The sequence below is a fragment of the Streptomyces sp. NPDC052114 genome (assembly GCF_040680155.1).
In the GTDB taxonomy this organism is placed as follows: domain Bacteria; phylum Actinomycetota; class Actinomycetes; order Streptomycetales; family Streptomycetaceae; genus Streptomyces.
Map to the genome: position 1 here is coordinate 850,432 of NZ_JBFAWC010000001.1, position 26,859 is coordinate 877,290.

Here is a 26,859-nt window from a genome sequence, read left to right on the forward strand (position 1 = left end):
AGGGGTCAGCGGGGCGCGTCGTAGGCCGCGAGCATCTCCCGCGCGTGCGCCAGGAACCCTTCGAGCGCCAGCTCGAACGCCCGGTCCGCCCGCCCCGGCGGCACCGCGTCCAGCGCGCGGGCCAGTGCCGGGGTCGCCGTCTCGTCCGCCAGGTCCCACATGGCCTCCGGCGCCGCGAGGTCGAGCGCCGAGCCGAGCACCACGTTCTCCAGGGCGATGATCACCGGCATCACGTCGGGCAGGGCGAACCCGGCGTCCAGGAGGAGGGTGACCGCGCGCTCGTACTGGGCGAGCACCCGCGGGGCCCGCACCGGTGAGGCCATCAGGAGCGGGATCGCCTTGGGGTGGGCCGCGAAGGCCGCGCGGTAGGAGCGGGCCCAGGCCGCCAGGGCCCCGTCCCACGGGCCCGTCAGCGTCGCCGTGTCGATCGCCTCGGACACCCGCTCGCGCAGCAGCTCGACGATGCCGTCGCGGCCGTCCACATGGTGGTACACCGAGCCCGTCTGCACGCCGAGCCGCCGTGCGACCTGCGGCACGCTGAAGTCGCCCTGCTCGTCGACGAGTTCGAGCGTGGTCGTGGTGATGCGCTCCCGGTCGAGGAGTGGTGTGCGCGGCCGTCCCATGGTCCCGATCTCCCTGTGAAGCCTTCCCGAACTGCCCAGGGTGAGGCTACATTGCCGAAACCGAAAGCCTTTAGGTTTTCGGACTCCCCGCCCCATGCCCTGCTCCCGCCTGCCGCAGAAGGGCTGCCTCCCCATGGCCAGCACGCTCCGCACCGGCTCCCTCGGCACCGCCGACATCGCCTTCTTCGTGGTCTCCGCCGCGGCCCCGCTCACCGTCATGGCGGGCGTCGCCCCCATCGCCCTCACCCTCGGCGGCATCGGCGCCCCCGTCGGCTACCTCCTGGCCGGCCTCACCCTCACCGTCTTCGCCGTCGGGTTCACCACGATGAGCCGCCACGTCCGCAGCGGCGGCGCCTTCTACGCGTACATCACCCGGGGCCTCGGCCGCCCGGCCGGCATCGCCGCCGCCCTGCTCGCCATGCTCGGCTACAACGGCATGGAGATCGGCGTCTACGGCCTGCTCGGCACCGCCGCCCAGGACACCGCGGGCGTCCTCTTCGGCGCCGACATCCCCTGGCTCCCGGTCTCCCTCGCCGGCCTGCTGCTCATCTGGTACGGCGGCTTCCGGTCCATCGACTTCGGCGCCAAGCTCCTCGGGGTGCTGCTCGTCGCCGAGACCGGCATCCTCGTCCTGCTCGCCGGCGGCGTCCTGCTCAAGGGCGGCGCCGACGGCCTCGGCCTCGCGGGCCTCGCCCCCGGCAACGTCCTGGTCCCCGGCACGGCCGCCGTCCTGGCCTGCGCCTTCGCCGCCTTCACCGGCTTCGAGTCCACCGTCATCTACCGCCGCGAGGCCCGCGACCCCGACCGCACCGTGCCCCGCGCCACCTACATCGCCGTCGCCTTCCTCGGCCTCTTCTACGCCTTCGTCGTCTGGACCGTCGTCCAGGCCTTCGGCGACGAGCAGGTCGTAAAGGCCGCCGCGTCCGACCCCGCCGGACTCTTCTTCACCGCCATCACCACCTACGTCGGCGCCTGGGCCGCCGACCTGATGCACGTCCTCATCGTCACCAGCGTCCTCGCCTCCCTGCTCGCCTTCCACAACGCCATCAACCGCTACACCCTCTCCCTCGCCGAGGAGGGCGTCCTGCCCGAGGTCCTCGGCCGCGTCCACCCCCGGCACCGCTCGCCCCACGTCGCGGGCGCCGCGCAGACCGCCCTGGGCGCGGCCGTCGTCCTCGCCTTCGCCGCGGCCGACGCCGACCCGTACCAGCAGCTCCTCCTGTGGGTGAACACCCCCGGGATGATCGGCCTGCTGACGCTCCAGCTGCTCGCCGCGATCGCCGTGCCCTGCTACTTCCGGCGGATCAGCCACCAGGAGGGCACCCTGCGCACCGTCGTCGCGCCCCTCGCCGCGACGGTGCTGCTGACCGCCGCGCTCGTCCTCGTCGTCGGCCATGTCGACCTCTTCACCGGCGCCTCGCCCCTGGTGAACACGGTCCTCGTCGCGCTCGTGCCCGCGGTGCTCGTCCTGGGCGTCGCGCTGGCGCTGCGCCTGCGCCACTCGCGGCCCGAGGTGTACGAGAACTTCGCGGCCGAACCGCAGGACGCGCCCGCCACCCCCACGGAGCCGCCGTCACCGGCCTCGCCGACCCCGTCCGCACACGCCTAGTGCCCCACCCGAACGGAGCCCTCCCCGTGCCCGCAGCCGACCTCCTCCTCACCGGCGCCCACGTCCGCACCCTCGACCCCGACCGGCCCGTCGCCACCGCGGTCGCCGTCCGCGACGGAGTGATCGTCGCCGTCGGCGACCCCGCCGACGTACGCGATCTGAGCGGTCCCGGCACCGAGCGGATCGACCTGAGGGGCGCCACCCTCACGCCCGGCCTCGTCGACTCCCACAGCCACCCGGTGTGGGGCCTGGAGATGGCCACCGGCCTCGACCTGACCGCCGTGCGCGACCTCGACGCGCTGCGGGGCGCGCTGCGCGGCGCCGCACGGACCGGGGGCTGGGTGACCGGCTGGGGGCTCGACCACAACGTCTTCGGCGGGCGGCCCGTCGACCGGGTGCTCGTCGAGGACGTCCTCGACGGCGCGCCCGCCTTCCTCCGCCTCTACGACGGGCACTCCGCCCTGGCCAGCGGTGCCGCGCTGAGCGCCGCCGGGATCACCGGGCCGCGCGCGTTCGCCCAGCGCTCCACCGTCGTCTGCGACGCGGACGGGCGCCTCACCGGCCACCTCGTCGAGCACGCCGCCATGGACCTCGTCCAGGCCGTGCTGCCCCGGCCCCCGTACGCCGAGCGGCGCGCCCGCCTGGTCGAGCTGCTCTCCGCGATGGCGGCCACCGGACTGACCGGCGCCCACGTCATGGACATGGGCGGCGGCGACGTACCGGAGCTGCTCGCCTCGGTCGAGGAGGACGGGGACCTGCCGCTGCGGCTGCGGCTCGCGCCCTGGTGCATGCCCGGCACCGGGCGGGACGGGCTCGACGGGATCGTCGCCCTGCAGTCGGCGGCGGGGCGGCTGTGGCGGGTCGGCGGCGCCAAGTTCTTCATGGACGGCACCGTCGAGGGCGGCACGGCCTGGCTGGAGCACGCGGACTGCCACGGCCAGGGCACCGAGGCCTTCTGGCCGGACCCTCAGGCGTACGCGGACGCCGTGCGCCACCTGCACGCGGCCGGGGTGCGGACGGCGACCCACGCGATCGGGGACGCGGCCGTGCGGCACGTCCTCGACACCGTGGCGTCCCTGGGCCCCGGCGGCCGCCTGGCGCACCGCGTCGAGCACATCGAGACCGTGCCGGACGACACGGTGCCGCGCTTCGCCGAGCTGGGCGTCATCGCCTCGATGCAGCCGCCGCACACCGCGTACACGCGGGCCGACCACAGCGACGAGTGGTCCAGGCGGCTCGGCGACGCCCGCGCGGGCCGGGCCTGGCGCATGCGGGACCTGCGGGACGCCGGGGCGTACGTGGCCCTCGGCTCGGACTGGCCGATCGCGCACCACGACGTGCGTCAGGTCCTCGCGACGGCCCGGAGCCCGCGCGGGGCGGCGGGGCCCGCGCAGGGGCTGACGGGGCTCATGGCGCTGGAGGGGTGCACGACGCACGCCGCGGTGGCCGCGGGCGAGGCGGACGTGGCCGGGCGGATCGCCCCCGGGTACCGGGCCGACCTCACGGCCTTCGCCCTCGACCCGGTGGAGGCACCGGCGGACGAGGTGGCGCAGGCGCCGGTCCGTCTCACGGTCGCCGGAGGCCGGATCACGCACCGCGGGGCCTGAGGTACGTACGAGCGGGGCCCGACGCACGTGGAAAGGGCCCACGCACGCGAAAGGGGCCGCACCGGATGCCCCGGTGCGGCCCCTCGAAGGCGTCGTGGCTATGCCTTGAGAGGCGACAGCGACCCCGCGTCGCCCTTCACCGCCACCTCGCGCGGCAGCGCGTACGGCATCGAGCCGTACCAGAGGCGGGCCACCGCGAAGCCGAAGGCCAGGCAGATCATGCCGCCCACGGCGTCCAGCCAGAAGTGGTTGGCGGTCGCCACGATCACGACGAGGGTCGCCGTGGGGTAGAGCAGGCCGAGCACCTTCACCCACGGCACCGACGCCAGGGCGAAGATCGTCAGGCCGCACCACAGGGACCAGCCGATGTGCATCGACGGCATCGCCGCGTACTGGTTCGACATGTTCTTCAGGTCGCCCGAGGCCATCGAGCCCCAGGTGTTGTGGACGACGACCGTGTCGATGAACTGGGTGCCGTTCATCAGCCGCGGCGGGGCCAGCGGATACAGGTAGTAGCCGACCAGGGCCACCGCCGTCGTCGCGAAGAGGACCAGGCGCGTGGCCGCGTACCGCCCGGGATGCTTGCGGAACAGCCACACCAGGACACCGAGCGTCACCACGAAGTGCAGCGTCGCGTAGTAGTAGTTCATGCCGACGATGAGCCATGTCACCGAGTCCACGGCGTGGTTGACGCTCTTCTCGACGGCGATGCCCAGGTCGTGCTCGACGCGCCAGATCCAGTCGGCGTTGCGCAGCGCCTGCGCCTTCTGCTCCGGCACGGCGTTGCGGATCAGGGAGTACGTCCAGTAACTCACCGCGATCAGCAGGATCTCGAACCACAGCCGGGGACGGCGGGGCGTGCGCAGCCGCTGCAGGAGCCGCGGTGCACCGTGCCCATGGCGGTCGTCCTGCTCGCCCGCGATGGGTGATGCGGCGGGCCCTTGCCGGCCCTCGATTGTCGTCACGGTCGTCTCACCCATAGGGACAGAGTCTGCCAGATCCCCACCCCTCGCCCGATCATCCCTTGGTCGGGTTCGGGGCGCATTCCCTACGCCGCAGGAACGAGTCCCCGACCCCGAGAAGCCCCTAGGGGCGCCGGGGCGCGGAAGCGGTTGAACCTCGAACGACCAGCTCCGGCATGAAGACGAATTCGCTCTGCGGCGCGGGGGTGCCGCCGACCTCCTCCAGGAGGGTCCGCACCGCCGCCTGCCCCATCGCGGGCACCGGCTTGCGCACCGTGGTCAGCGGCGGATCGGTGAACGCGATCAGCGGGGAGTCGTCGAAGCCGACCACCGAGACGTCGTCCGGCACCTCCAGGCCCCGCTGCCGTGCCGCCCGTATCGCCCCGAGCGCCATCATGTCGCTGGCGCACGCGATCGCCGTACAGCCCCGGTCCATCAGCGCCGAGGCCGCGGCCTGGCCGCCCTCCAGCGTGTAGAGGGAGTGCTGGACCAGATCCGCCTCGATCTCGTGCGGCGAGAGGTCCAGCTGGTCCTGCATCGTGCGTACGAACCCCTCGATCTTCCGCTGTACCGGCACGAACCGCTTCGGGCCGAGGGCCAGCCCGATGCGCGTATGACCGAGCGAGACGAGGTGGGTGACCGCGAGGCGCATCGCCGCGCGGTCGTCGGGCGAGATGAACGGCGCCTGCACCTTCGGCGAGAAGCCGTCCACCAGGACGAAGGGCACCCCCTGGGCGCGCAGCTGCTCATAGCGCTGCATGTCCGCGGAGGTGTCCGCGTGCAGACCCGAGACGAAGATGATCCCGGCGACGCCCCGGTCCACCAGCATCTCGGTCAGCTCGTCCTCCGTGGAGCCGCCCGGGGTCTGCGTGGCGAGCACCGGCGTGTACCCCTGGCGGGTCAGGGCCTGCCCGATGACCTGCGCGAGCGCGGGGAATATCGGGTTCTCCAGCTCCGGGGTGATCAGCCCGACGAGGCCCGCGCTGCGCCGGCGCAGCCGCACCGGGCGTTCGTAGCCGAGTACGTCGAGCGCGGCGAGCACGGACTGGCGGGTGGCCGCGGCGACGCCCGGCTTGCCGTTGAGCACGCGGCTTACTGTCGCTTCGCTGACCCCCGCCTGGGCTGCGATGTCGGCTAGCCGTGCGGTCACAGGATTGGACTGTACCGGTCGCATCTCAGGCTGCCCACCAGACCGTTGAATCGGCCGGGAGCTCCGTCTCGGCGGTGCCGGGCGCGACGTCCGCGCTCGCGAGGAGCAGGGTGCCGGGGGTGGGCAGGGCGACGGGACGCGCGGTGAGGTTGACCGTGCAGACGAAGGAGCCCTCGGCGGTGGTGCGGCGGAAGGCGAGCACGCCCTCGGGGGCGGGCAGCCAGGCGAGGTCGTGGCCCGCGCCGAGCGCCGGGTGCGTACGGCGCACGGCGAGCGCGGAGCGGTAGAACTCCAGCGTCGACGTCGGGTCGCCGGTCTGCGCCGCCACCGACAGGTCCTTCCAGTCCGCCGGCTGCGGCAGCCAGCTCGGGCCGCCCTCGGCGGGACCGAAGCCGAACGGCGCGCGCTCCCCGGACCACGGCAGCGGCACCCGGCAGCCGTCGCGCGTGCCGTCCTGCCCGGCGGAGCGGAAGAACGCCGGGTCCTGGCGCACCTCGTCCGGCAGGTCGGTGACCTCGGGCAGGCCGAGCTCCTCGCCCTGGTAGAGGTAGGCGGAGCCGGGCAGCGCCAGCATCAGCAGGGAGGCGGCGCGGGCCCGGCGCAGCCCGCGGGCCTCGTCGCCGCCGGCGAAGCGGGTGGAGTGGCGGACGACGTCGTGGTTGGAGAGCACCCAGGTCGCGGGCGCCCCGACGGCGTTCATCGCGGTCAGGGAGCGGTCGATGACGGCACGCAGCGCCGCGGCGTCCCAGTCGGTGGTCAGGTACTCGAAGTTGAAGGCCTGGTGCAGCTCGTCGGGGCGCAGGTACAGGGCGCTGCGCTCGACGGTGGGCGTCCAGGCCTCGGCGACGGCGATGCGGTCGGGGCCGTACTCCGCGAGGATCCTGCGCCAGTCGCGGTAGATCTCGTGCACGCCGTCCTGGTCGAAGTACGGCACGGCCTGGCTGCCGAGCAGCTTGACCTGCTCGTCGTGGCCGATGTCGGGCAGGCCCGGGGCCTTGACCAGGCCGTGCGCGACGTCGATGCGGAAGCCGTCGATGCCGAGGTCCAGCCAGAAGCGCAGGACGGAGCGGAACTCGTCGTGGACGGCGGGGTGCTCCCAGTTGAAGTCGGGCTGCTCGGGCGCGAAGAGGTGGAGGTACCACTCGCCGTCCTCGACGCGGGTCCAGGCGGGGCCGCCGAAGATGGACTCCCAGTCGTTGGGCGGCAGTTCGCCCTCCGCGCCCCGGCCCGCGCGGAAGTGGAAGCGCTCGCGCAGCGGCGATCCGGGGCCCTCGCGCAGCGCCTGCTTGAACCACTCGTGCTGGTCGGAGCAGTGGTTGGGCACGACGTCGACGATGACGCGCAGGCCCAGCGAGTGCGCCTCGCGCACCAGGTCGTCGGCGTCGGTGAGGGTGCCGAACATCGGGTCGACGGCGCGGTAGTCCGCCACGTCGTAGCCCGCGTCGGCCTGCGGCGAGGAGTAGAAGGGGGAGAGCCAGACGGCGTCGACGCCCAGGTCGCGCAGGTGCGGCAGGCGGGCGGTGATGCCGGGCAGGTCGCCCATGCCGTCGCCGTTCCCGTCGGCGAAGCTGCGCGGGTAGACCTGGTAGATGACCGCGTCGCGCCACCACTCCCGGACGGGCGCGGAGTCGGTGGCGGCGGGCGCGGCGGTGACGTGCTGGGTCATGAAGTCCCTTAGGAGTGCGGGGAGTTACAAGGACGTGAGAGGCGTCAGGACTTGGTGCCGCCGGCCGTCAGGCCCGACACCAGGTTGCGCTGGACCAGGAGGAACACGAGGGTCGCCGGGATCAGGATGATCACCGAGGCGGCGGTCATCATGGCCCAGTCGGCGCGGGACTCGGTGGCGAACGTGCGGATGCCGACGGCGAGGGTGTAGTGGTCGGCGCCCATGAACTGGGAGGCGTAGGCGACCTCGCCCCAGGCGGTGAGGAAGCTGTAGAAGGCGGTGACCGCGAGGCCGGGCTTGGCGAGCGGCACGATGAGCCGCCAGAACGTGCCGAACGGGGTGAGGCCGTCGACCCGTCCCGCCTCGTCGATCTCGTGCGGGATGGTGTCGAAGTAGCCCTTCATCATCCAGGCGCAGAAGGGGACCGCGGTCGTCGCGTACGTGAGGATGAGCCCCAGGTAGTTGTCGATCAGGTCGAAGCGGGCCAGGAGTTCGTACAGCGGCACGATCAGGACGGCCATCGGGAACATCTGGGTGACCAGGAAGGACCACATCAGCTGCTTGTGGCCGGGGAAGCGCATCCGGGAGACCGCGTAGCCCGCGCTCGCCGCGAGGAAGACGCCGAGCACCGTGGTGCCGCCCGCGACGATCACCGAGGCGCCGAACCACTGCGGGAAGTCGGTGTCGGTGAGGACCTTGGCGTAGTTGTCGAGGCTCAGCCCGTCGAGCACCTCGCCGGGGCTCTGCCAGGCGGTCTTCGGGCCGAGCGAGATGAAGACGATCCACACGACGGGGAACGCGGCGATCACGCTCGCCAGGATCAGGGTGCCGTGCAGGGCGACCGAGGCGAGCGTCGAGCGCTCCTCGCGGCGGCGCACCTTCTTGGCGCGCGGCGCCTTCGCCGCGGCCGGGGCCGCGACGGAGGCCGGGGAGTGGGTGGTTGCTGAGGTCATGGTGGCGGGCCCCCTCAGGCCTGCTCGGTCTTGAGCTGGCGGCGGCGGTAGAAGGTCGAGAAGGCGAGGAGGAGGGCGAGGATCACGATTCCGTAGGTGGCTGCGCCGGAGTAGTCGGACACTCCGGTGAACGCCTTGCGGAACGCGAAGGTCACGAGGATGTCCGCCTCACCGGTGGTGTTCTGGCCGAGCAGCAGGTAGATCACCGCGAACATGTTGAACGTCCAGATGCAGCCGAGCAGGACCACGGTGTTGGTGACCGGGCGCAGGCCGGGCAGGGTGACGTTCACGAACCGCTGCCAGGGCGAGGCGCCGTCCATCTCGGCGGCCTCGTACAGCTCCTTGGGGATGGACTGGAGCCCGCCGAGGAGCGCCACCATGTTGAAGGGGACGCCGATCCAGACGTTGACCATGATGACGGCGGTCTTCTGGGCGAGCGGGGTGGCCAGCCAGTTCTGGGCGGGCAGGCCGACCGCCGTGATCATGTCGTTGAAGACGCCGTACTGCGAGTTGAGCATCAGGCGCCAGGCGAAGACGCCGACGAAGGCGGGGACCGCCCACGGCAGGATCAGCAGGGCGCGGTAGAGCAGCTTGGCGCGCATCCTGCGGTTGAGCAGCAGCGCCAGGCCCATGCCGATGGCGATGTGCAGGGCGACGCACGACACGGTCCAGACGACCGTCCAGATCAGGCGCGGGTAGAAGTCGCCGTCCGCGCCGGAGAGGACCGACCAGTAGTTGTCGAGCCCGACCATCTCGTACGTCGCGGGGGCGTGGAAGGCGCCGATGTCGCGCGCCACGTTCGCCTCGTTGGCGTTGGTCAGGGAGAGGTAGAAGCCGTAGCCCAGCGGATACAGGACCAGTACCGCGAGGACGATGGTGACCGGAGCCACCATCGCCCAGGCGTACCAGTACTTCTGCCAGGAGCGGCGAAGTGCGGTGATCACGTCAGCTCGCCTCAGCCGCCGATGGTGTAGCCGGGCAGCAGCTTCTTGAAGTCCTTGGCTGCCGCGTCCAGGCCGGACTGCACGGAGATGTCACCCTGGAGGATCTTCGTGTACTGCTGCACGAGCGGCGTGAAGAGGCTGCCGACCTGCGGGAGCGCGACGCGCGGCCGGGCGCTCTTCATGATCGGGTGGAAGCCCTTGATGCGCGGGTCCTTGAGGACCTCGGGCGTGTACGCGGACTCGCGGGTCGGCAGCGTCGCGGTCTCGGCGGCGATCTTCTGCTGGCTCTGCGAGGTGGTCATGAACTGGGTGAAGAGGTAGGCGGCGTCCAGGTTCTTGGAGCCCTGGTAGACGGTGAGGTCGTGGCCGCCGGTGGGGGCCTGCGGCTTGCCGGTGGAGCCGGCCGGGACCGGGGCGAAGCCCAGGTTGGACTCGTCGCCCTTGAAGGCCTTGCCCGAGAGGTCGTCGGTGACCGACCAGGGGCCCTGGATCAACATGGCGACCTCGCCGTTCTTGAACGAGGTCTGCATGTTGTCGTAGGAGTTGGCGAAGTCGACCTTCGCGGACGCCTGGTCGTAGACCTTCTTCGCCGTGGTGACGGCCTTGACGGCCTCCGGCGAGTTGATCGTGATCTTCTTCGACTTCGTGTCGGCCAGGTCGGTGCCCTCGCCGTAGAGGAAGGGCAGCAGGAAGTAGGAGTCGGGGTTGAGGTAGGTCCCCTCGACGCCGGTCTTCTTCTTGATGGTCTTCGACGTCTCGATGAACTCGTCCCAGGTGGTGGGCGCCTTCTCGATGCCGGCCTTCTTGAAGAGCTTCTTGTTGTAGAGGATCCCGAGGGTGTCGGTGACCGACGGGACGCCGTACGTCTTGCCCTGGTACTTCGTGGTGTCCAGCGGGCCCTCGGTGAAGTCGTCCGTGCCGCCCTTGAGGGCGAGGGTGCCGTCCAGCGGGGCGATGTAGTGCAGCGAGGCGTACTCGGGGATCAGGCCGACGTCGGCGCGCATCACGTCGGGGGCGCCCTTGCCGGTCTTGGCCGCGGACTTGAACTTCTGCTCGATCGAGGCGAACTCGACGTTCTCGTAGTCGACCTCGACCTTCGGGTACTTCTTCTCGAAGTCGGCGATCAGCTTCTTGTAGACCGGCGCCTCGGTCGTGGCGTCCGAGGTGTCCCAGTACGTGAGGGAACCCGAGATGTCCTTGGCGGACTTCGCGTTGCCGGTCGAGCCTTCGTCGCTGCTGCCGCAGGCGGTGGCGCCGAGCGCGAGAGCGGTGACCGCGGCGGCGATCGATATGCCACGTCGCATAGTGAACTCCTGAGGGATGGACCCGCTGTGCCGTCCGTCCCTTCGACGGCCGCCGGGCTGGCAGGAAGCTAACAGCCCTGCAAGGTCTTGCGAAAGACCTTGCAGGGCACTTTCTGCGTGACTTCGCCGCGGCTACGGGCGGTGGATCGCCACCGCGCCCATCGCGGGCACGGTGATCTCGGCCGATCCGCCGGACACCGTCACGCTGCTCGCGCCGCCGTCGAGCACGTTCTCGTACGTCCCGTCCGCGAGGTTCGTCGCGAAGGTGTACGTCGCCTCCGCGGAGGAGTTGTTCAGGGCCATGAAGCCCTTGTCGCCCCGGCTGAAGCCGATGACGTCACCCGACTTGGCCTGGAAGTTCGTGTACTCCGCGCCGTCGGTGGCGTTGTGGAAGGCCACCGCTCCCTTGACCGCCGCATCCCGGTCGAGGCAGGACCAGCCGGCCGCGCAGTCGGTGTCGGTGACGGCGCCGTCCGCGTTCGGCGGGGCGCCGTCGGCGTCGGACCAGGTGAAGCTGGCGTAGACGGACGGCGTGCCGTAGCCGCGGCCCAGCTGGAAGACGGTGGCGAGCGTGGTGACCGCGCCGTCCTTGAGGCCCAGCGTGTAGCCGTTGCGGTCGGTGTCGTGGTTGGTCACGAACGTCGCCGACTTGTCCTCGGGCAGCAGGCCCCAGCTCTCGCCGAACGTCTCCAGGTGGGAGATGTCGCCCTTGAACTGGTCCTTCAGCTTGCTCGCGTACGTGAAGTCCAGGACGTCGCCCGTGCCGGTGTAGTCGCCGGGGGCGGGGGTCGCGCCGGGGTACACCTCCTGGAAGACGTAGGGCTTGCCGCCGGAGGAGGTCGGCTCCAGGTACCCCTCGATGGCGGCGAGGTCGGCCGCCGGGATGTGCTTGGCCGCGTCGATGCGGTAGCCGTCGACGCCGATGCCGGTGAGCCTGTTGAGATACCCGGCGATCTTCTTGCGGACGCCCTCCTCCTCCGTCTCCAGGTCGGGCAGGCCGAGCAGCTCGCAGTTCTGGACCTCGGCGAGGTTCGACCAGTCGTCGATCGTCAGGTCCTCGTCCTTGCAGTCGTCCGCCTGGTGGAAGTCGCCCGGGTCCCAGTCCGGGGTGTCGTACTTGTTGGTGATCCGTGTGCCGCCGTAGCCGGTGCCGGGCTGCGCCGAGGTGTGGTTGATCACCGCGTCGACGTACACCTCGATGCCCGCGCCGTGGCAGGTGGCGACCATCTCCTCGAACTGCTTCTCCGTGCCGAAGCGGCTGGTCAGGCCGTACGAGTAGGGCTGGTAGACGTCCCACCATTCGAGGCCCTCGGCCTTCAGGGACTCGGCGGGCGGGGAGACCTGGACGGCGCCGTAGCCGGCCGGGTCGAGGACGTCGGTGCACTCGGCGGCGACCGACGTCCAGTTCCACTCCCAGAGGTTGGCGATCGTGTCGCCGTTGGGGACGCCGGTGTCGGCGGCCTGCGCGGACGCCGTGGGGAGGGCGGCGACGCCGCCGAGGGCGAGGGCGCCCGCCACGAGCAGGCGCGCGGCGCGGCGGCGGCGTGGTCGTGGTCGCGGGGGTATCGACATGCTGCGGCTCCTTGGGGTTTCACGGTGGGGGGCGACGGAGAACTCCGCTCCGTCCGGACCAAGTTGCGTGTCCCGGTGAGCCTGGAGGGGCGGATGAGGCCCCGTCAATGCGTGGACTGGAAATTCTTGCAATGTCTTGCTGCAAGGTGGAGTTGACGGTACGTTCCCCGGTCATGGCCCAGGAGTTCAGGCACCGCACCGTGGCGGTCACCGGCATCGTCCTCGCGCTCGTCGCGGCCCTCTTCGTCGCGATACCGGCCGGGGCGGCACCCCCGGACGACGGCGATCCGGTCGACCTGACGAAGTCGACCGCCCAGTGGATCGACCGCGCCACCGTCGCCGTCCGGCGCGACGCGGGCGAGGCGGCCACCACCCGGCTCGTCGCCGACCGGGACGGCAGGCTCGCCGTGCGCGACGGAGAACTGGCGGGCGGCGGGCAGGAGTTGCGCCTCCACCGGATCCCCGGCGGCCTCTCCGCCCCCCAGCGGAAGAAGTTCCCGCACCTGGCCGCGTACACGGCCTACGCGGTGGACGCCCGCGACCGGCACTGCGCCGCCGACGCCCTCACCGGCCAGGTCGTCCTCACCCAGCAGACCTCCGACGGCACGCTCGTCACCGCCACCGGCGTCCAGACCCAGGGCGTCCTCGACGACCTCTACGCCGGGCGCGCCACCCGGGCCGCCCTCGGCCCGGTGTACCGCGACGGCCGCCCCACGCTCTCCGTCTGGGCGCCCACCGCCCACTCCGTCGCCCTCGAACTCGACGGCGAGCGCCTGCCGATGCGGCGCGACGACACCAGCGGCGTCTGGTCCGCCACCGGCCCCGCGCGCTGGACCGGCAAGCCCTACCGGTACGTCGTGAAGGTCTGGTCCCCGAGCGCCCGCGCCGTCGTCACCAACACGGTCACCGACCCCTACTCGCTCGCCCTGACCGCCGACTCCACCCACAGCGTCGTCGTCGACCTCGACGCCAAGTCCCTGGCCCCCAAGGGGTGGTCGACGCTGAAGAAACCGAAGGCCGTGCCGCTGCGCGACGCGCAGATCCAGGAACTCCACATCCGCGACTTCTCCGCGTCCGACCGCACGGCGAAGGCCCGCCACCGCGGCACCTACCTCGCCTTCACCGACGCCCGCAGCAAGGGCACACGCCACCTCAAGAAGCTCGCGCGGGCCGGGACCTCGTACGTCCACCTGCTGCCCGCCTTCGACATCGCGACCATCCCCGAGCGTGCGAAGGACCAAAAGAGCCCCGACTGCGATCTCGCCGCCCACCCCGCGGACTCTGCGAAGCAGCAGGAGTGCGTGGCGGCCGTCGCCGCCGACGACGCGTACAACTGGGGCTACGACCCCTTCCACTACACGGTGCCCGAGGGGTCGTACGCCACCGACCCCGAAGGGACCCGGCGCACCGTCGAGTTCCGGAAGATGGTCAAGGCGCTCAACGGCGAGGGCCTGCGCGTCGTCATGGACGTCGTCTACAACCACACGGCGGCGAGCGGCCAGGACGCGAAGTCCGTCCTCGACCGGATCGTGCCCGGCTACTACCAGCGCCTCCTCGCCGACGGCAGCGTCGCGAACTCCACCTGCTGCGCGAACACCGCGCCGGAGAACGCCATGATGGGCAAGCTCGTCGTCGACTCCCTGGTCACCTGAGCGAAGCAGTACAAGGTCGACGGCTTCCGCTTCGACCTGATGGGCCACCACCCCAAGGCCAACATCCTCGCCGTCCGCACGGCCCTGGACGCCCTGACCCCGAAGAAGGACGGCGTCGACGGCAAGCGGATCATCCTCTACGGCGAGGGCTGGAACTTCGGCGAGATCGCCGACGACGCCCGCTTCGTCCAGGCCACCCAGAAGAACATGGCGGGCACCGGCATCGCCACCTTCTCCGACCGGGCCCGCGACGCGGTGCGCGGCGGCGGCCCCTTCGACGAGGACCCGGGCGTCCAGGGCTTCGCCAGCGGCCTGTACACCGACCCCAACTCCTCGTCGGCCAACGGCACCCCGGCCCAGCAGCGGGCCCGGCTCCTGCACTACCAGGACCTCATCAAGGTCGGCCTCACCGGCAACCTCGCCGACTACACCTTCACCGACTCCTCGGGCCGCACGGTCAAGGGCTCCGACGTCGACTACAACGGCGCGCCCGCCGGCTACGCGGCCGCGCCCGGTGACGCCCTCGCCTACGCCGACGCCCACGACAACGAGACCCTCTTCGACGCCCTCGCCTTCAAGCTCCCCGAGTCGACCACCCCGGCGGCCCGTGCGCGGATGCAGGTCCTCGCGATGGCCACGGCCGCGCTCTCCCAGGGGCCCGCGCTCTCCCAGGCCGGCACCGACCGGCTGCGCTCCAAGTCCCTGGACCGCAACTCCTACGACAGCGGCGACTGGTTCAACGCCCTGCACTGGGACTGCCGTGACGGCAACGGCTTCGGGCGCGGTCTGCCCCCGGCCGCCGACAACAAGGACAAGTGGCCCTACGCGAAACCGCTGCTGACGTCCGTACGGGTCGGCTGCGCGGACATCGAGGCGGCCTCGGCCGCCTACCGGGACCTGCTGAGGATCCGTACGACCGAACCCGCCTTCAGTCGGCGCACGGCGGCCGACGTGCAGCGGACGCTGAGCTTCCCCCTGTCGGGACCGGACGAGACGCCCGGTGTCGTCACCATGCGGCTCGGCGACCTCGTGGTGATCGTCAACGCCACCCCGGAGAGCCGGGAACAGCGGGTCGAGGCGGTAAGCGGAACCCCGTACCACTTGCATCCGGAGCAACGGAAGGGCGCAGATCCTATCGTCAAGTCCGCTGCTTACGAGCAGAGTTCCGGGATCTTCACCGTTCCCGGTCGGACCGTCGCCGTGTTCTCCCGGAGCGTCCGATAGAGCGCTAACTTGGTCGGGCAGGCCCGAGGGGGGTCTGTCCCACCAGCCCCAGAGGGGCGGCCCCGCGTGAGTGCCAACGGCAAGGCAGCCACCACGATCCTGGTGGTCGACGACGTCGCCGCCAGCCGATACGCGCTGGGCGCGGTCCTGCGCAGGGACGGCCACCGCGTCGTCCTCGTGGCCAGCGCCGGCGAGGCCCTCGTCGAACTCGACGTGCGCGGACGCTCCGGCGAACTCCCCGACGTCGCGCTCGTCGACGTCGGCCTGCCCGACATGAGCGGCTTCGAACTGTGCCGCCGCCTCAAGGAGTCCCCGCCGACCGCCGCCCTGCCCGTCGTGCACTTCTCGGCCGCCCGGATAGCTCCCGCCGACCGGTGCCTCGGCCTCGACGCGGGCGGCGAGGCCTATCTGACGGTGCCCGCCGAACCCGAGGAGATCCAGGCCGTCGTACGCGCCGCGGCGCGCGGAGCCCGCCACCGCAGCGACGCCGAGGCGCAGGCCGGACACCTGACGCAGCTCGCCGAGACCATCCTCTCCGTCCAGTCGGCCCGCTGCCCGCGCGAACTGGTCGACGCCGCCGCGGCGGGCGCCGGACGCCTCACCTACGGCCCCGCCGCCGCGTTCGTCCTCAGCGCCGACGGAGAACTGCACCGGGGCCTGTCCCGGCGCAGAGCCACCGCCTCGCTGCCCGACGACGGCGCGCACGAGGCGGTCGCCCGCCTGATACAGCGCACCATGGCGGGCCGCGTCGGCGTGCGCGGCATCGACGTGCCCGCCCCGCTGTGGCCGCCCGGCTTCTTCCCGGCCGAGCGGCCCGGCGGCACCGGACTCCCCGACGGCGCCCGGCTCGTCCTGGCCCGCGCCCACGAGGGGACGGCACCCGTGTGCCTGGCCACCCCCGCGTACGACCGGGGGTTCCTGCCCGACGTCGGGCGTCTGGTGGAGCGGCTCGCCCACGCCACCGCCCACGCCGCGGAGCGCCTGCTCCTGTACGAGATGGAACGCCACATCGCCCTGACCCTCCAGCGCAGCTTCCTGCCCACGCACGTGCCGCAGGTGCCCGGCACGGAGATCGTCGTGCGCTACGAACCCGCCTCCCGCGACACGGAGATCGGCGGCGACTTCTACGCCGCGATCCCCACCCCGCAGGGCGTTCTCACCGCCATCGGCGACGTCGTCGGCCACTCCCTGGAGGCGGCCACCGTGATGGTCGAGATCCGGCACGCCCTGCGCGCCTACTGCGTCGAGGAGTCCGACCCGAGGACACTCGCCGGGCGCCTCGACAGGATGCTCCAGCTCTACCACCCCGAGGTGACGGCCACCCTCTGCCTGGCCCTCGTCGACCCGGCCACCGGCCGCACCCGCGTCGCCAACGCCGGCCACATCCCGCCGCTCGTCGTCGCCCACGACGGCACCGCCGCCTACCTCCCCGCGCGCGGCCCGCTGCTCGGCCTCGGCCTCGACAGGCCGCCGCCCACCGAGACGGTCCTCGTCCCCACCGACCGGCTCGTCATGGTCACCGACGGGCTCATCGAGACCCGCGGCACCGACCTGGCCCACTCGATGGAGCACCTGCGCGGCATCGCCGCCGGCGCGCCGCCCGGTGCCGCCGCCCTGTGCGACACGCTGCTCGCGTGCTTCGGGCACGACCGGGGCGACGACATCGCGCTGCTCGCGCTGCGCCTGACCGGCTAGGCCCGTTCCCTGCCCAGCGGCTTCTCCAGCAGCAGCACACCGTACGTGCTGCCGTCCGCGGCGACCTTCCCCGGCAGCTCGCCGGCGAGCGCGTACCCGGCCTCCTCGTAGTACGCGCGCAGCCGCGGATTCGACGACACGCAGTCCAGGCGGCACAGCGCACGCCCCGCCTCCGCGATCCGCCGCTCGGCGCGCGCGAGCATCTCCCGCCCGGTGCCGGGACGCGCCCCGCGCCGCACCATCAGGCGGTGCACATAGCCCGCGACGGGCGGCTGCGGCCCCCACGCCGGCTCGTCGTCCCACCACACCTCGTACGCCCCGGCGACCTCGTCCCCCTCGTGCGCGAGCCACACCTCCTCCACGGCCGAGTCGATCAGCCGTCCGAAGTGCCGCTCGTCCTTGCCGCCCGGCTGCCACTGGTCGATGCCGCGCGCCAGCATCCAGCGGGCCGCGTCGTCGTAGAGCCCCGCGAGAGTGGTCGTGTCGCCGGGGCCGGCCCTGCGGATGGAGAGTTGTGCCGTCATGGTGATCACCGTAAAGGTGTCCATGACATCCGCATCGAGAAGGGGTGGCCCATGCCGCAGATCACCGTCGACTATTCCGAGCAGCTCGCCGGCACCTTCGACCGCAAGGGCTTCGCGCTGGCCCTGCCCGCGCTGCTCGCCGACCTGGCCGAGGCCACGCCGGGCGCCTGCAAGACCCGGTTCGTGCGGACCGAGGACGGCGTGGTGGGCGACGGAACGGGCGACGACGGCATCGTCCACGTCATGATCGGGCTGCTGCCCGGCCGTTCGGACCGGACCAAGGCGCGGACGACGGCCGCCGTCCTCGACCTCCTGCACACGTACCTGGAGCCCGCCGACGGCATCAAGGTGCACGCCTCGGCCGAGATCCGCGACCTGGACGCCTCCTACCTCAAGTCGGTGCCCCAGTCCTGAGGCGCCAGCGCGGCGAGCCGCCCGATCAGCTGGGCGAACAGACCGTCGGGCGGCTCCTCGGCGAGGACGTCGCGCAGCAGCGCGGCCATCTCCTCGTCATGGGCGGCGCTCACCGCGGCCAGTGCCGCGAAGTCGTGCACGAGCTGCAACTCCAGCTCCGCGCGCGGCACTTTGCGCCCGTCCAGCCAGATCAGCGCCGTGGACTCGGCGAGCGAGATCCAGGACCGCACGACCAGTTCGAGCCGCGGCGGCGGGTCGGTCACGCCCAACTGGATGAGGACCTGTTCGTACGCCGCCTGCCGCACCGAGTCGACCAGCGCGTTCGTCGTCGACGAGCCGACCGCCGGGCCGCCCCGCATCAGCGCGGAGAAACCGGGCCCGTGCTCGTCGACGAAGGAGAAGAAGCGGCCCATCACCCGCAACAGCCGCGCCCCGGGCGGCCCTTCGCGCGGCTCCACGAACCGCCCGGCCAGATCGTCGGCCGCCCGGCGCAACGCCGCCTCGTACAGGCTGAGTTTGCCGGGGAAGTAGTGGTAGACCAGCGGGCGCGAGATGCCCGCGGCCGCTGCTATCTCGTCGATGGAGACATCGTCGGGCGAGCGGTGGCTGAACAGGTCGAGCGCGACCCCGATCAACTGCTGCCGCCGCTCCTCGACACCCATCCTGCGGCGCACCCCGGTCGTCATGCGAACACCTTACCGAGCAGAACCGGCCCGCCGGAGAGCCGGTCCCGCACGGACCCCGCGGGTGCCCCGCCCCGGTCTCACATGTCGAGCACGAGCCGCTCGCCGCGCGCCCGCGACACACAGATGAGCATCGAGGTGCCCCGCTCCTCGTCCGTGAGCAGCTCGTCGCGGTGGTCGATCTCCCCTTCCAGGACGCGCTGTTGGCACGTGCCGCAGAAGCCCTGCTCGCAGGAGTACGCGGTGTTCGGCAGCTCGGCACGGACCGCGGCGAGCACCGTGCTGTCCGCGGCGACGGCCACCGTGCGTCCGCTGCGCCGCAGTTCGACCTCGAAGGCCGCGTCGCCGTCGGTGGCGGCGCGTGGCGCGAAACGTTCCAGGTGCAGCGAGCAGCCCTCGGGCAGTGCGGCGCCGACGGCGTCCATCAGGGCCTCGGGGCCGCACACGTGGACCGCGGCGCCGCGCGGCGTCCCGTCCAGGAAGGCGGCCAGGTCGGGCAGCCCGTCCTCGTCCTCGGCGACGACGGTGACCCGCCCGCCCTGTGCGCCGCCGAGCTTCTCGACCTCTTCGAGGAAGGGCATCGAGGCCCGCGAACGCCCGCCGTACAGCAGCCGCCAGTCGGCGCCCGAGGCCTCGACGGCCCGCAGCATCGGCAGGATCGGCGTGATCCCGATGCCGCCGGCCACGAAGACGTACGACGCCGCGTCGGCGAGGGGGAAGCGGTTGCGCGGCCCGCGCACCTCGACCTCGGCGCCCGCCGCGAGCCGCTCGTGCACCTCGCGCGAACCGCCCCTGCCGCCCAGCTCCTCGGCGATCAGACGGGTGGCGACGGTGTACGAGGACGCGTCCTCGGGGTCGCCGCACAGCGAGTACTGCCGCACGAGCCCCGAGGGCAGCACCAGGTCGAGGTGGGCTCCGGGCTCCCACGCGGGCAGGTTCTCGCCCTCCAGGCGCAGTTGGACGACGCCGTCGGCGACGCGTTCGTGCCGGGCCACGCGCAGCCGCAGCGCCCGGGTGCGGGGCTGCCCGGAGATGGGCTCCTCCAGGGCGGGCAGCGGCCACAGCGGCGAGGCCCCGATGCGGCGGCGCAGGGCGCGCCGGGCGAGCAGGGCGGCGCCCGCGGCGAGGGCGACGGTGCGGATGCGGGGCATGTCAGGCGGTCCCCTTCTCGGCGGCGAGGGCGGCGGGCGAGGAGGCGAGGTAGGCGATGGCCTGCTCCGTGCTGCCTTCCTGCGAGGGGTGGTAACTCCGGCTCAGATAGCGGGGGATGGACCGGATCATGTCGCCGGTGGCGGGCAGGGTCCCGGCGCGGCCGCTGCGGTAGAAGTCCTTGAAGCTCGCCCTGCCGTCGACGAGCGTCGGGTCGTTCTCCATGAAGAACCGGGCCCCGCGCTGCCACAGGAACACCAGCGCGGAGAACGCGGTCGCCCAGGTCCTCGCCCGGCGCCGGTAGCCGCCGTCGACGTGCATGAACAGCTCGAAGGCGACGGAGCGGTGCTCGACCTCCTCCGCGCCGTGCCAGCGCAGCAGGTCCAGCATCGTGGGGTCGGCGCCCCTGCGGTCCAGCTCGTCGGCGTTGAGCACCCAGTTGCCGAGGAAGGCGGTGTAGTGCTCGATGGCCGCGATGATCGCGACGCGCTCCATCAGCCACCAGTGGCGTGCCCTTCCCGGCGGCAGCGTCCGGTCGCCGAGCAGCTTCTCGAAGAGCCAGTCGACCTGCGCGGTGTACGGCGTCGGGTCGAGCCCCTGCTCCTTGAGGTGCGGCAGGACCTCGTCGTGGGCCTGCGAGTGCATGGCCTCCTGGCCGATGAACCCGATGACGTCCTCGCGCAGCCGCTCGTCGCGGATGTGCGGCAGCACCTGCTTGTAGACGTGCACGAACCAGCGCTCACCGGCGGGCAGCAGCAGATGCAGCACGTTGATGGTGTGCGTGGTGAAGGGGTCGTTCGGGAGCCAGTGGAGCGGGGTCTTCTCCCAGGAGAAGGAGACGTTGCGTGCCTTGAGCGGTATGTGCTCGGACGCGACGGGCTGGGGCACCCGGTTCTGCGTATTAGACATGGCGTCAATGTACTGAGGGGTAGCCCGGGGGGTACAGGGGTCTGCGCGGGGAACTTCTGCCGGTCACCGCAGCGTCGCCAGCTTTCCGCCGTCGGCCAGCTCGCCGCTCAGCCGCGCCCGCGCGGTCCGCTCGGTCCTGGCCGCGAGGAGGTTGCCCGCCGCGCGCTCCCCGCCGGAGGCGGTGATCGCGGTGACGTCCTTGCTGCCCGCGCCCAGGAGGTACCAGTTGCCGCCGCGGGACTTCCACAGGACGCCCGCGAGGACCCGCGGGTCGCGGGTGCCGCACGCGGGGGTGTCCTCGGCCTTGGCGGCGACGGCGCCCGCGGGCCCCTCGGCCGTCTGGAACTGGGCGAGGACCCGGCTGCCGCCGCCCCGCCAGGTCTCGGCGCGGGTGCAGACCCAGTCGGCGGTGCCGTTGGCCTCGGGGAGCGCCTGCCGCGCGTACGTCCAGGAGTTCACCGACCGCACGCCGTGCGAGCGGACCGCGGCCAGGGAGCACGCGGACTTCGTCCACTGCGCGGCCGTGGCCTCGCGCGGCGCCTGCGGGCGGCCCGCGGTCAGATGCGCGGGGATGAGCTCGCCGAGGTCGGTCGACATACGGGCGGCGCCCGTGTTGTCGCGCAGCCGCAGCGCGTTCCACGACGTGCACCGGCCGTCCTGCGCGGGGCCGGTGAACGGGTCGGTGACGCCGTCCGCGGAGCGGCGCAGGGCGGTGGCCTTCGCGGCGGGCTTCAACAGGTCCTGCACCGCGGCGGAGGCGATCCACGGCGCGGTCAGATAGCGGATGTTGCCGTCGGCGCGGTCCAGGACGACCGCGTTGGCCTCGGTGCCGGTCGCGCCGTCGACACGGGCGAAGTCGAGGGCCGCGCCGCCCGTGCCCTCGCGGGGCTCGGCGTAGCGGACGATGCGCAGTCCGTCGTAGAGCAGCACGACGCGCGCGGCGTCGACGTCACCGGCGAAGAGCAGCTGGGCGGGACCGGGCGGCGCCCCGGCGGCCGTGCCGGGCGTCGCCGAGACCTGCACCGACTCGCCGGGCCGCGCCCAGACGGCGAGGGCGCGGCGCAGCAGGGCCTTGTCGCCGGTGAGACCGCCGCGCGCGGGCCACGCGGAGAAATCGGTGCGCGCGGACCGCTTCCAGCTCCCGGCGGCGACCGTCGTCAGCCTGCCCGGGTCCAGGGCGGCCTGACCGGCCGGGTTCTGGGCGTACGGGGGAGCGGCGGCGCCGTCCGGGCCCCAGCCGTCGCCGGGCAGGCCGAGCAGCGCCCCGCACACCAGCGCGGCGGCGGCCGCGACGCCCGCGGCCCGCAGGTGCTGCCTGCGCCGCATCAGGTCGGTGGGCCTGGCCTGGAGGGAGCAGGGGTCGAACTCGGGGGAGGCGAGCAGGTCGTGGCGGGCCTCGATCCCGTCGGCCTCGGCCAGGGCGGCGCCGGGCTTCGCGCACCCGGCGGCGGACAGCACGGCGCGCGTCCCGTGCTCGTCGAGACCTTCGAGGCCCCGCAGCACGTACGCCGCGCGGGCCGGGCCGGAGAGCGCGGACAGCCGCTGGTCCAGGGCGATCTCGTCGGCGCCGCCCGAGCGGGGGAAGAGCCGCAGGCCCCGGACCTGCGGCAGCAGCGGCGGCAGCTGGGCCCGCTTGGGCCAGGCCCGCCGCTTCAGGGGGAGCCCCGCGTCGAGGGCGCCGCGCAGCACCTTGAGGCGTACGTACCCGTAGCCGGGGTCGCCGTGGCGTCCCGCCGCGCCGCGCTGCGCCGGGAAGGCGACCGCGTCGACCGAGGTGCGGCCGCGCGGCAGGGCGCGCTGGGTGAGGGCGTGGGCGGTCAGGACCCGGCGGTTGCGGCCGAGGCTCGGCGGCAGCACGAGATAGGCCAGCCGGACGAGCCGCGGGTAGTGCTCGACGAGGGCGGCCTCGGCCTGCTCCACGTCGACGGGAGCGGGGTCGCTGGGGCTCGGGGACTGGGACGGAGACTGCACATTCGACGACACGTTCAGCAAAACGAGCGAATCGTCGGATGGTCACCTCATGCGGGGTCGGGTGCCACGAGGAGGCGGGCGTAGTTGCCCATGGAGCGCTGGTAGCGGGGCAGGTGGGGGGCGAGGGCGCCGAGGACCAGGGAGAGGCCCTCTCGTTCGCGGCCGAGGTCCGCGAGGCAGAGGGCGAGGCATGCGCGGACGGCGTCGTCCAACTCGTCCGAGGGCGCGTCCAGTTCGGGCGTCAGCAGGCTGACGCCTTCCTCGGCCCTTCCCACGTTCCGCAGGGAGCTGGCGAGCTGGATGAGGGCGCGCCTCCTTCTGTACCCGTGGAGTCCCTTGGCGAGGGCTTCCCGGTACAGGGGTACGGCGAGGTCCGAGTGGCCGGTGGAGTCGAAGGCGCAGGCCCTCTCGAAGGGGCCGGCGGGGTCGTCGTCCTTCAACTCGGCGACCAACTGGTCGATCAGTGCGCGGAACTCTTCGGCGCGGGTCTCGCCGTAGGCGTCCAGCGTCCCCCACGCGGCGGTGACCCGCGCCTCCCACTCATCACTCATACGGCCACCTTTGCATCCCTGCCCTCGTGCGTCACGCCTTTTTCCCCGGCGCCGGGGCGGGTGCCCTCGTTATCGCTGCCCGGCACCGGGGGCTGTGCCCACCCGTTCCGCCCTGCGGAACGCCTGCCCACAGCGGGGACGGCCACATGCCCACCGTGCCGCCGCACACAGCGGCGGGACCCCCACCGGCCGGCAGGCGCACGCGCTCCCGAGGGGACGTGGGGGTATGTGCGAACGGAGCACTGAGCGGGCGCTGGCGTCTTTGGACTTGGGGCGGGGCGCAGGGATGGCGAGTACGCACATACCCCCGCGGCCCCGCCCCACAGACGGGCGAAGGCGGACCAGCCCAAGGCGCCCCGCCAGACGCCCGCGGCCCCGCCCCACGGGCGAAGCGGGCGCGCAGACCCGACAAGGCGCAGACGCCCACGAGCCCGGCGCCTCAGCCCGTGAGGTGCCAGTCGCTGAATTCGGCCAGGCCCCGCCCCCCGTCACCCCCGTTCGTCGCGCTCATGAACAGCCCCACGTCCTGGGCCGCCGTGCCGCCCGTCAGAGGCACCGTCGCCACGTCGCGCCACGTAGCGCCGGCGTCCGTCGAGCAGGAGCCCGTGACCGAGCCCCCGCGCCGCGTGAGCCGCAGCAGCACCGGCGCCTTCACCCCCGTGATCCGCTTGTACGTGTCCAGCGTGCCGTCACCGTTCGTGTCGTACGACAGCACGACCCCGTTCGCCGGCGTCACGGCGAGGTCGACGAAGCCGAGGGAGCCCGCCCGGCCGAGGGAGGCGCGGCTGATGAGGCCCGCACGGGCCCACGGCCCGGTCACCGCCTGCGCGTCGACGCGTACGACCACGGAGACCCCGTCCCGCAGCGCCCCCTCCCGGTACAGCGCCCCGAACTCCGTCGTCCCCTTCCACAGATCCGCCCCGCCCCCGTGGATCCCGTACCGTCCGTCCAGCTCCCCGAACACGGCGTCGTTGTCGGAGTACGTCTGCCACGCGCCGGACACGGGCCCCGCCACGAACAGCGTGCCGTCGTGGACCGACCGCACCCGCCGCTCGCCCGACGGCCCGTACGTCACGGCGATCTCGTACGGCAGCGGGCGCAGCGGCCGGTCCAGGGGCGTGTCCGGCGCGGCGGCCCGCCAGGCGACCTCGCCCGTCCCCGAGGGCTCGACCCTCGGCAGGGACACGGGCCCGGTCGGCTCCGCGTCGACGCCGGTCAGCGCGAAGTCGACGCGACCGGTGGCGCGCAGCCCGTTGACGTTGCGGAAGGCGGCCGAGACGCGCGCGTGGCCGCCCGGCGGGATCGAGGGAGGGGCCGCGGTGACCTCCAGGGTGCCCTGGTACGGCGCCCGCGCCAGGACGTCCCGCACGCGCGCGGCGGTCCGATGGGCCGTGCCGACGGGCCGCAGCGGATAGTCCTTGCGCTCCGTGGTCCACGGCTCCTCGAACGCGTACCAGTCGACCGCCTTCGGCTCGCGCCCCGCGGCCATCGCGTCGGCCAGCTCGTCGAGCCACTTCTGCCACCGGGGCACGTAGAAGTCGCCGGTCAGGCCGTGCCATTCGCGGTTGCCGTAGTCGTGCAGCCGCCCCGGGTCGGACGTGGCGCGGCCGCCCCACAGGGTGATCAGCACCTTCGCGGTCCGTTCGAACTCGGCGCGTTCGGCGTCGCTCGTGCCCATGCGCCGGGCGGCCTCGACCCAGGGGCCGAGCAGGAAGGCGGCGTGGGTGCCGGTCACCTCGTCGGAGAGCCGCATCAGCCGCAGCCACAGGGTCGACAGGGCGGCGAAGGTCTCCCGGTCGTCGCGCGTGTACGCGGTCCGCAGCTGCGGCAGGAGCTGGCGGCTGCGGTGCGCGAGGGCCTGCCGGGCGACGTCCACCAGGTCGTACCGGTAGGCGGAGCTGCCCCGCAGGGCGCCCGCCACGCCGAGGAGCCCGGTGAGCGCGGCGTCGAACCGGGCCGGGTCGTAGGTGAGGGCGCGCGGCGCGTACTCCGCGGCGCGCGCGGCGGCGAGGTCGGGCCGCGCCGCGAAGAGCGAGTCGTGCGGGTCGCTGCGCTCGACGGCGGTGTGCCGGTAGGCGGTGTCGTGGAGCGCCCGCCAGGCGGCCCGCGCGTCGCGGTCGCGCGCGCCGTACCGGAAGTCGGCGTACGAGGAGAACCACGCGGCGCGGTCCACCGGGCCCTTCGTCCAGGCCAGTTCGGAGAACAGCTCGAAGGCGGCGGGGTCGCGGTCGGTGGCCTCCGGCATGAACGCGGTGCCCACCAGCGCGCTGTTCTCCTTGTCGCGCCAGGCGAAGAACCGCTCGTTCCACAGGTGGGTGCGGGCGCCGATGGTGGTGCGCCCGCCGAAGTTGGGGATGGTCCCGAAGGCGTACGGGGTCCCGTGCCAGTCCTTCTCCCGGTCCGGCTCGGCCGCGTACCGGTCGGAGACGCCGTCGACGATCAGCATCCGCTTCTTGTCGACGGCGTCGAGCAGCACGGGCAGCGGGTTGGCCTCCCAGCCGAGGATGACCCAGGTCGCGCCGGGGCGCGCCGTGCGCAGGGCCGTCTCGACGCCCCGCGCCGCCGCGGGTACGGGTACGTCACCGGCGGTGCCGCCCTCGTGCAGCAGGTCCATCTTGAAGAGGCCGGCGGGGCCGAAGAGGTGCTCCTGGTGGCGGTAGAAGGACGCCGCGACCTCGGCGAAGGCGTCGGTGCGCGGGTCGAGCCAGTCGGGCCGCGCGAAGCCGTGCCAGGTGCCCTGCGGCACGACGCGCGCGTCGCCGCCGTTGCGCTGGACGAAGCCGTCGGGCACATGGCCGTAGTAGCCGGGCAGCACCGGCGCGATGCCGAGCGCGCGCAGCCGGTCCACGATGCGCCGCCCCAACGCCGCCCGGTCGTCGATCAGTTCGGCCGACAGGGGGCCGCCGTAGCCGGAGAGGTTCTGCAGCAGCCACCACGCCTGGTGGGAGGGCGCGGGCAGCCAGGCCCTGGCCTCCGCGTCCGAGTAGCCGAACTCCTTGAGGACGCGGTGGTAGACGGCCTCGGTGCCGGCGATCACCAGGACCTCGTTGCAGCCGTGCAGGGCGAGCACGTCGATCATCCGCTCCCAGTACGCCCAGTCGGCATACGGCGCGGTGTAGCCGTCGTTGGTGTCGTTCAGGGCGAAGCGGTGGGGGAGCGAGGTCGAGCGCTCAAGGGGCCGCGTAGGCGCGGGCAGCCTGCGCGGCAGGTCCAACTGGTCGCCGTTCCACGCCACATGGGCTCCGCACACGTACTTCAGGTACCAGTGGACGCCGGTGAGCAGCACGGCGGGCGTGGTGCCGGACACCTCGATGCGCCCGGTGGTCCCGGTGACACGGAAGCGGTCCTCGCGCCCGCGCGGCGGGACGAGTCTGAGCCGGATCTGCTCCGCGTGGTGCGGGAGGAGTCTGTTGAGCACGGAGCGCGCGGCGCCCGTATCCAAGGCGGGGGCCTCGGCGGGACGCGCCGCGGCGGTGCCGGTCACACCCGGCAGGCCGCCGACGGCGGAGCCGAGGCCGAGTGCTCCCGCGGTGCCGAGCACGGTACGTCGGGACGGTTCGGACATGTGTACCCCCTGGGTTGAAGGCTGCGGCGCACGGTATCCGCGTCGCCCCCGGTGCTCAACGGGGCATCCGGAGAAGGCGAGCCGGGCTCGCCGGAAGGGGCTGGTGGGAGACGGTGAAGGCGATGAGGGCGG

19 protein-coding genes and 1 pseudogene are annotated in these 26,859 nt (G+C 72.8%); 5 read left to right on the forward strand and 15 right to left on the reverse strand.

Annotated elements, in window-relative coordinates; all coding sequences use genetic code 11:
- Window positions 1-5 precede the first annotated feature (5 nt).
- Window positions 6-623, reverse strand: a complete 618-nt coding sequence (locus tag AB0L89_RS03610) for a TetR/AcrR family transcriptional regulator C-terminal domain-containing protein (protein ID WP_365133553.1) — start codon at window positions 621-623, stop codon at window positions 6-8.
- A 133-nt stretch (window positions 624-756) separates the two neighbouring features.
- Between AB0L89_RS03610 and AB0L89_RS03615 the strand changes: the two genes are divergently transcribed.
- Together AB0L89_RS03615 and AB0L89_RS03620 are read left to right on the forward strand one after the other, a co-directional pair.
- On the forward strand, window positions 757-2,232 hold the full coding sequence (locus AB0L89_RS03615) for an APC family permease (RefSeq protein WP_365133556.1): 1,476 nt from the start codon (window positions 757-759) through the stop codon (window positions 2,230-2,232).
- A 26-nt stretch (window positions 2,233-2,258) separates the two neighbouring features.
- Window positions 2,259-3,839, forward strand: coding sequence for an amidohydrolase (locus AB0L89_RS03620; protein ID WP_365133559.1), 1,581 nt, complete (start codon window positions 2,259-2,261; stop codon window positions 3,837-3,839).
- Between the two features lie 98 nt (window positions 3,840-3,937).
- Here AB0L89_RS03620 and AB0L89_RS03625 read toward each other — a convergent pair whose 3' ends face one another.
- The 7 genes from AB0L89_RS03625 to AB0L89_RS03655 form a co-directional block, all read right to left on the reverse strand.
- Window positions 3,938-4,819 (reverse strand): phosphatase PAP2 family protein, encoded by an 882-nt coding sequence (locus tag AB0L89_RS03625; RefSeq protein WP_365133562.1) that lies wholly within the window; start codon window positions 4,817-4,819, stop codon window positions 3,938-3,940.
- 106 nt (window positions 4,820-4,925) lie between these two features.
- Window positions 4,926-5,951 carry a LacI family DNA-binding transcriptional regulator gene (locus tag AB0L89_RS03630; RefSeq protein WP_365133565.1) on the reverse strand — a complete coding sequence of 342 codons (1,026 nt, stop codon included), beginning with the start codon at window positions 5,949-5,951 and terminating at the stop codon, window positions 4,926-4,928.
- A 25-nt stretch (window positions 5,952-5,976) separates the two neighbouring features.
- Window positions 5,977-7,617: a glycoside hydrolase family 13 protein gene (locus AB0L89_RS03635; protein WP_365133568.1), complete on the reverse strand. Its 1,641-nt coding sequence runs from the start codon at window positions 7,615-7,617 to the stop codon at window positions 5,977-5,979.
- A 44-nt stretch (window positions 7,618-7,661) separates the two neighbouring features.
- Complete coding sequence (locus tag AB0L89_RS03640) at window positions 7,662-8,570, reverse strand: carbohydrate ABC transporter permease (protein ID WP_365133571.1); 909 nt, start codon at window positions 8,568-8,570, stop codon at window positions 7,662-7,664.
- A gap of 14 nt (window positions 8,571-8,584) precedes the next feature.
- Window positions 8,585-9,463 (reverse strand): sugar ABC transporter permease, encoded by an 879-nt coding sequence (locus tag AB0L89_RS03645; protein ID WP_365134005.1) that lies wholly within the window; start codon window positions 9,461-9,463, stop codon window positions 8,585-8,587.
- 62 nt (window positions 9,464-9,525) lie between these two features.
- Window positions 9,526-10,818 (reverse strand): extracellular solute-binding protein, encoded by a 1,293-nt coding sequence (locus AB0L89_RS03650; protein ID WP_365133574.1) that lies wholly within the window; start codon window positions 10,816-10,818, stop codon window positions 9,526-9,528.
- 132 nt (window positions 10,819-10,950) lie between these two features.
- On the reverse strand, window positions 10,951-12,390 hold the full coding sequence (locus AB0L89_RS03655) for an alpha-amylase family protein (RefSeq protein WP_365133577.1): 1,440 nt from the start codon (window positions 12,388-12,390) through the stop codon (window positions 10,951-10,953).
- A 173-nt stretch (window positions 12,391-12,563) separates the two neighbouring features.
- On the opposite strand from AB0L89_RS03655, the pseudogene pulA reads away from it, so the two are divergent.
- Both pulA and AB0L89_RS03665 read left to right on the forward strand, forming a co-directional pair.
- Window positions 12,564-15,266, forward strand: a pseudogene (gene pulA, locus AB0L89_RS03660) (pullulanase-type alpha-1,6-glucosidase).
- A gap of 66 nt (window positions 15,267-15,332) precedes the next feature.
- Window positions 15,333-16,961 carry a fused response regulator/phosphatase gene (locus AB0L89_RS03665; RefSeq protein ID WP_365133580.1) on the forward strand — a complete coding sequence of 543 codons (1,629 nt, stop codon included), beginning with the start codon at window positions 15,333-15,335 and terminating at the stop codon, window positions 16,959-16,961.
- On the opposite strand, the gene AB0L89_RS03670 is transcribed toward AB0L89_RS03665, so the two are convergent.
- Window positions 16,958-17,485, reverse strand: a complete 528-nt coding sequence (locus AB0L89_RS03670) for a GNAT family N-acetyltransferase (RefSeq protein WP_365133583.1) — start codon at window positions 17,483-17,485, stop codon at window positions 16,958-16,960. The two genes, AB0L89_RS03665 and AB0L89_RS03670, sit on opposite strands and share 4 nt — an antisense overlap.
- 51 nt (window positions 17,486-17,536) lie before the next feature.
- Here AB0L89_RS03670 and AB0L89_RS03675 point away from each other — a divergent pair, with 51 nt between their 5' ends.
- On the forward strand, window positions 17,537-17,899 hold the full coding sequence (locus AB0L89_RS03675; RefSeq protein WP_365133586.1) for an isomerase: 363 nt from the start codon (window positions 17,537-17,539) through the stop codon (window positions 17,897-17,899).
- Here the strand turns inward: AB0L89_RS03675 and AB0L89_RS03680 are convergent.
- The 6 genes from AB0L89_RS03680 to AB0L89_RS03705 all read right to left on the reverse strand — a co-directional run bounded on the left by AB0L89_RS03680 (window position 17,872) and on the right by AB0L89_RS03705 (window position 26,727).
- On the reverse strand, window positions 17,872-18,585 hold the full coding sequence (locus AB0L89_RS03680) for a TetR/AcrR family transcriptional regulator (RefSeq protein WP_365133589.1): 714 nt from the start codon (window positions 18,583-18,585) through the stop codon (window positions 17,872-17,874). The genes AB0L89_RS03675 and AB0L89_RS03680 overlap by 28 nt on opposite strands.
- A gap of 77 nt (window positions 18,586-18,662) precedes the next feature.
- Entirely contained in the window at window positions 18,663-19,733 is a 1,071-nt protein-coding gene (locus AB0L89_RS03685) for a PDR/VanB family oxidoreductase (protein WP_365133591.1), read from the reverse strand.
- 1 nt (window position 19,734) lies between these two features.
- Complete coding sequence (locus tag AB0L89_RS03690) at window positions 19,735-20,640, reverse strand: metal-dependent hydrolase (RefSeq protein ID WP_365133594.1); 906 nt, start codon at window positions 20,638-20,640, stop codon at window positions 19,735-19,737.
- Window positions 20,641-20,703: 63 nt separating this feature from the next.
- Window positions 20,704-22,611: a hypothetical protein gene (locus AB0L89_RS03695; protein ID WP_365133597.1), complete on the reverse strand. Its 1,908-nt coding sequence runs from the start codon at window positions 22,609-22,611 to the stop codon at window positions 20,704-20,706.
- Window positions 22,612-22,658: 47 nt separating this feature from the next.
- Window positions 22,659-23,162, reverse strand: coding sequence for a tetratricopeptide repeat protein (locus AB0L89_RS03700; protein WP_365133600.1), 504 nt, complete (start codon window positions 23,160-23,162; stop codon window positions 22,659-22,661).
- 439 nt (window positions 23,163-23,601) lie between these two features.
- Window positions 23,602-26,727: an alpha-N-acetylglucosaminidase gene (locus AB0L89_RS03705; RefSeq protein ID WP_365133604.1), complete on the reverse strand. Its 3,126-nt coding sequence runs from the start codon at window positions 26,725-26,727 to the stop codon at window positions 23,602-23,604.
- Window positions 26,728-26,859 lie beyond the last annotated feature (132 nt).

What these genes read in the sequence shown, in the direction of transcription:
- AB0L89_RS03650 (WP_365133574.1), bottom strand. Translation starts at nt 10,818, where the DNA reads ATGCGACGTGGCATATCGATCGCCGCCGCGGTCACCGCTCTCGCGCTC.
- AB0L89_RS03685 (WP_365133591.1), bottom strand. Translation starts at nt 19,733, where the DNA reads ATGCCCCGCATCCGCACCGTCGCCCTCGCCGCGGGCGCCGCCCTGCTC.
- AB0L89_RS03640 (WP_365133571.1), bottom strand. Translation starts at nt 8,570, where the DNA reads ATGACCTCAGCAACCACCCACTCCCCGGCCTCCGTCGCGGCCCCGGCC.
- AB0L89_RS03675 (WP_365133586.1), top strand. Translation starts at nt 17,537, where the DNA reads ATGCCGCAGATCACCGTCGACTATTCCGAGCAGCTCGCCGGCACCTTC.
- AB0L89_RS03690 (WP_365133594.1), bottom strand. Translation starts at nt 20,640, where the DNA reads ATGTCTAATACGCAGAACCGGGTGCCCCAGCCCGTCGCGTCCGAGCAC.
- AB0L89_RS03705 (WP_365133604.1), bottom strand. Translation starts at nt 26,727, where the DNA reads ATGTCCGAACCGTCCCGACGTACCGTGCTCGGCACCGCGGGAGCACTC.
- AB0L89_RS03670 (WP_365133583.1), bottom strand. Translation starts at nt 17,485, where the DNA reads ATGACGGCACAACTCTCCATCCGCAGGGCCGGCCCCGGCGACACGACC.
- AB0L89_RS03635 (WP_365133568.1), bottom strand. Translation starts at nt 7,617, where the DNA reads ATGACCCAGCACGTCACCGCCGCGCCCGCCGCCACCGACTCCGCGCCC.
- AB0L89_RS03625 (WP_365133562.1), bottom strand. Translation starts at nt 4,819, where the DNA reads ATGGGTGAGACGACCGTGACGACAATCGAGGGCCGGCAAGGGCCCGCC.
- AB0L89_RS03615 (WP_365133556.1), top strand. Translation starts at nt 757, where the DNA reads ATGGCCAGCACGCTCCGCACCGGCTCCCTCGGCACCGCCGACATCGCC.
- AB0L89_RS03655 (WP_365133577.1), bottom strand. Translation starts at nt 12,390, where the DNA reads ATGTCGATACCCCCGCGACCACGACCACGCCGCCGCCGCGCCGCGCGC.
- AB0L89_RS03610 (WP_365133553.1), bottom strand. Translation starts at nt 623, where the DNA reads ATGGGACGGCCGCGCACACCACTCCTCGACCGGGAGCGCATCACCACG.
- AB0L89_RS03680 (WP_365133589.1), bottom strand. Translation starts at nt 18,585, where the DNA reads ATGACGACCGGGGTGCGCCGCAGGATGGGTGTCGAGGAGCGGCGGCAG.
- AB0L89_RS03700 (WP_365133600.1), bottom strand. Translation starts at nt 23,162, where the DNA reads ATGAGTGATGAGTGGGAGGCGCGGGTCACCGCCGCGTGGGGGACGCTG.
- AB0L89_RS03645 (WP_365134005.1), bottom strand. Translation starts at nt 9,463, where the DNA reads ATGGTGGCTCCGGTCACCATCGTCCTCGCGGTACTGGTCCTGTATCCG.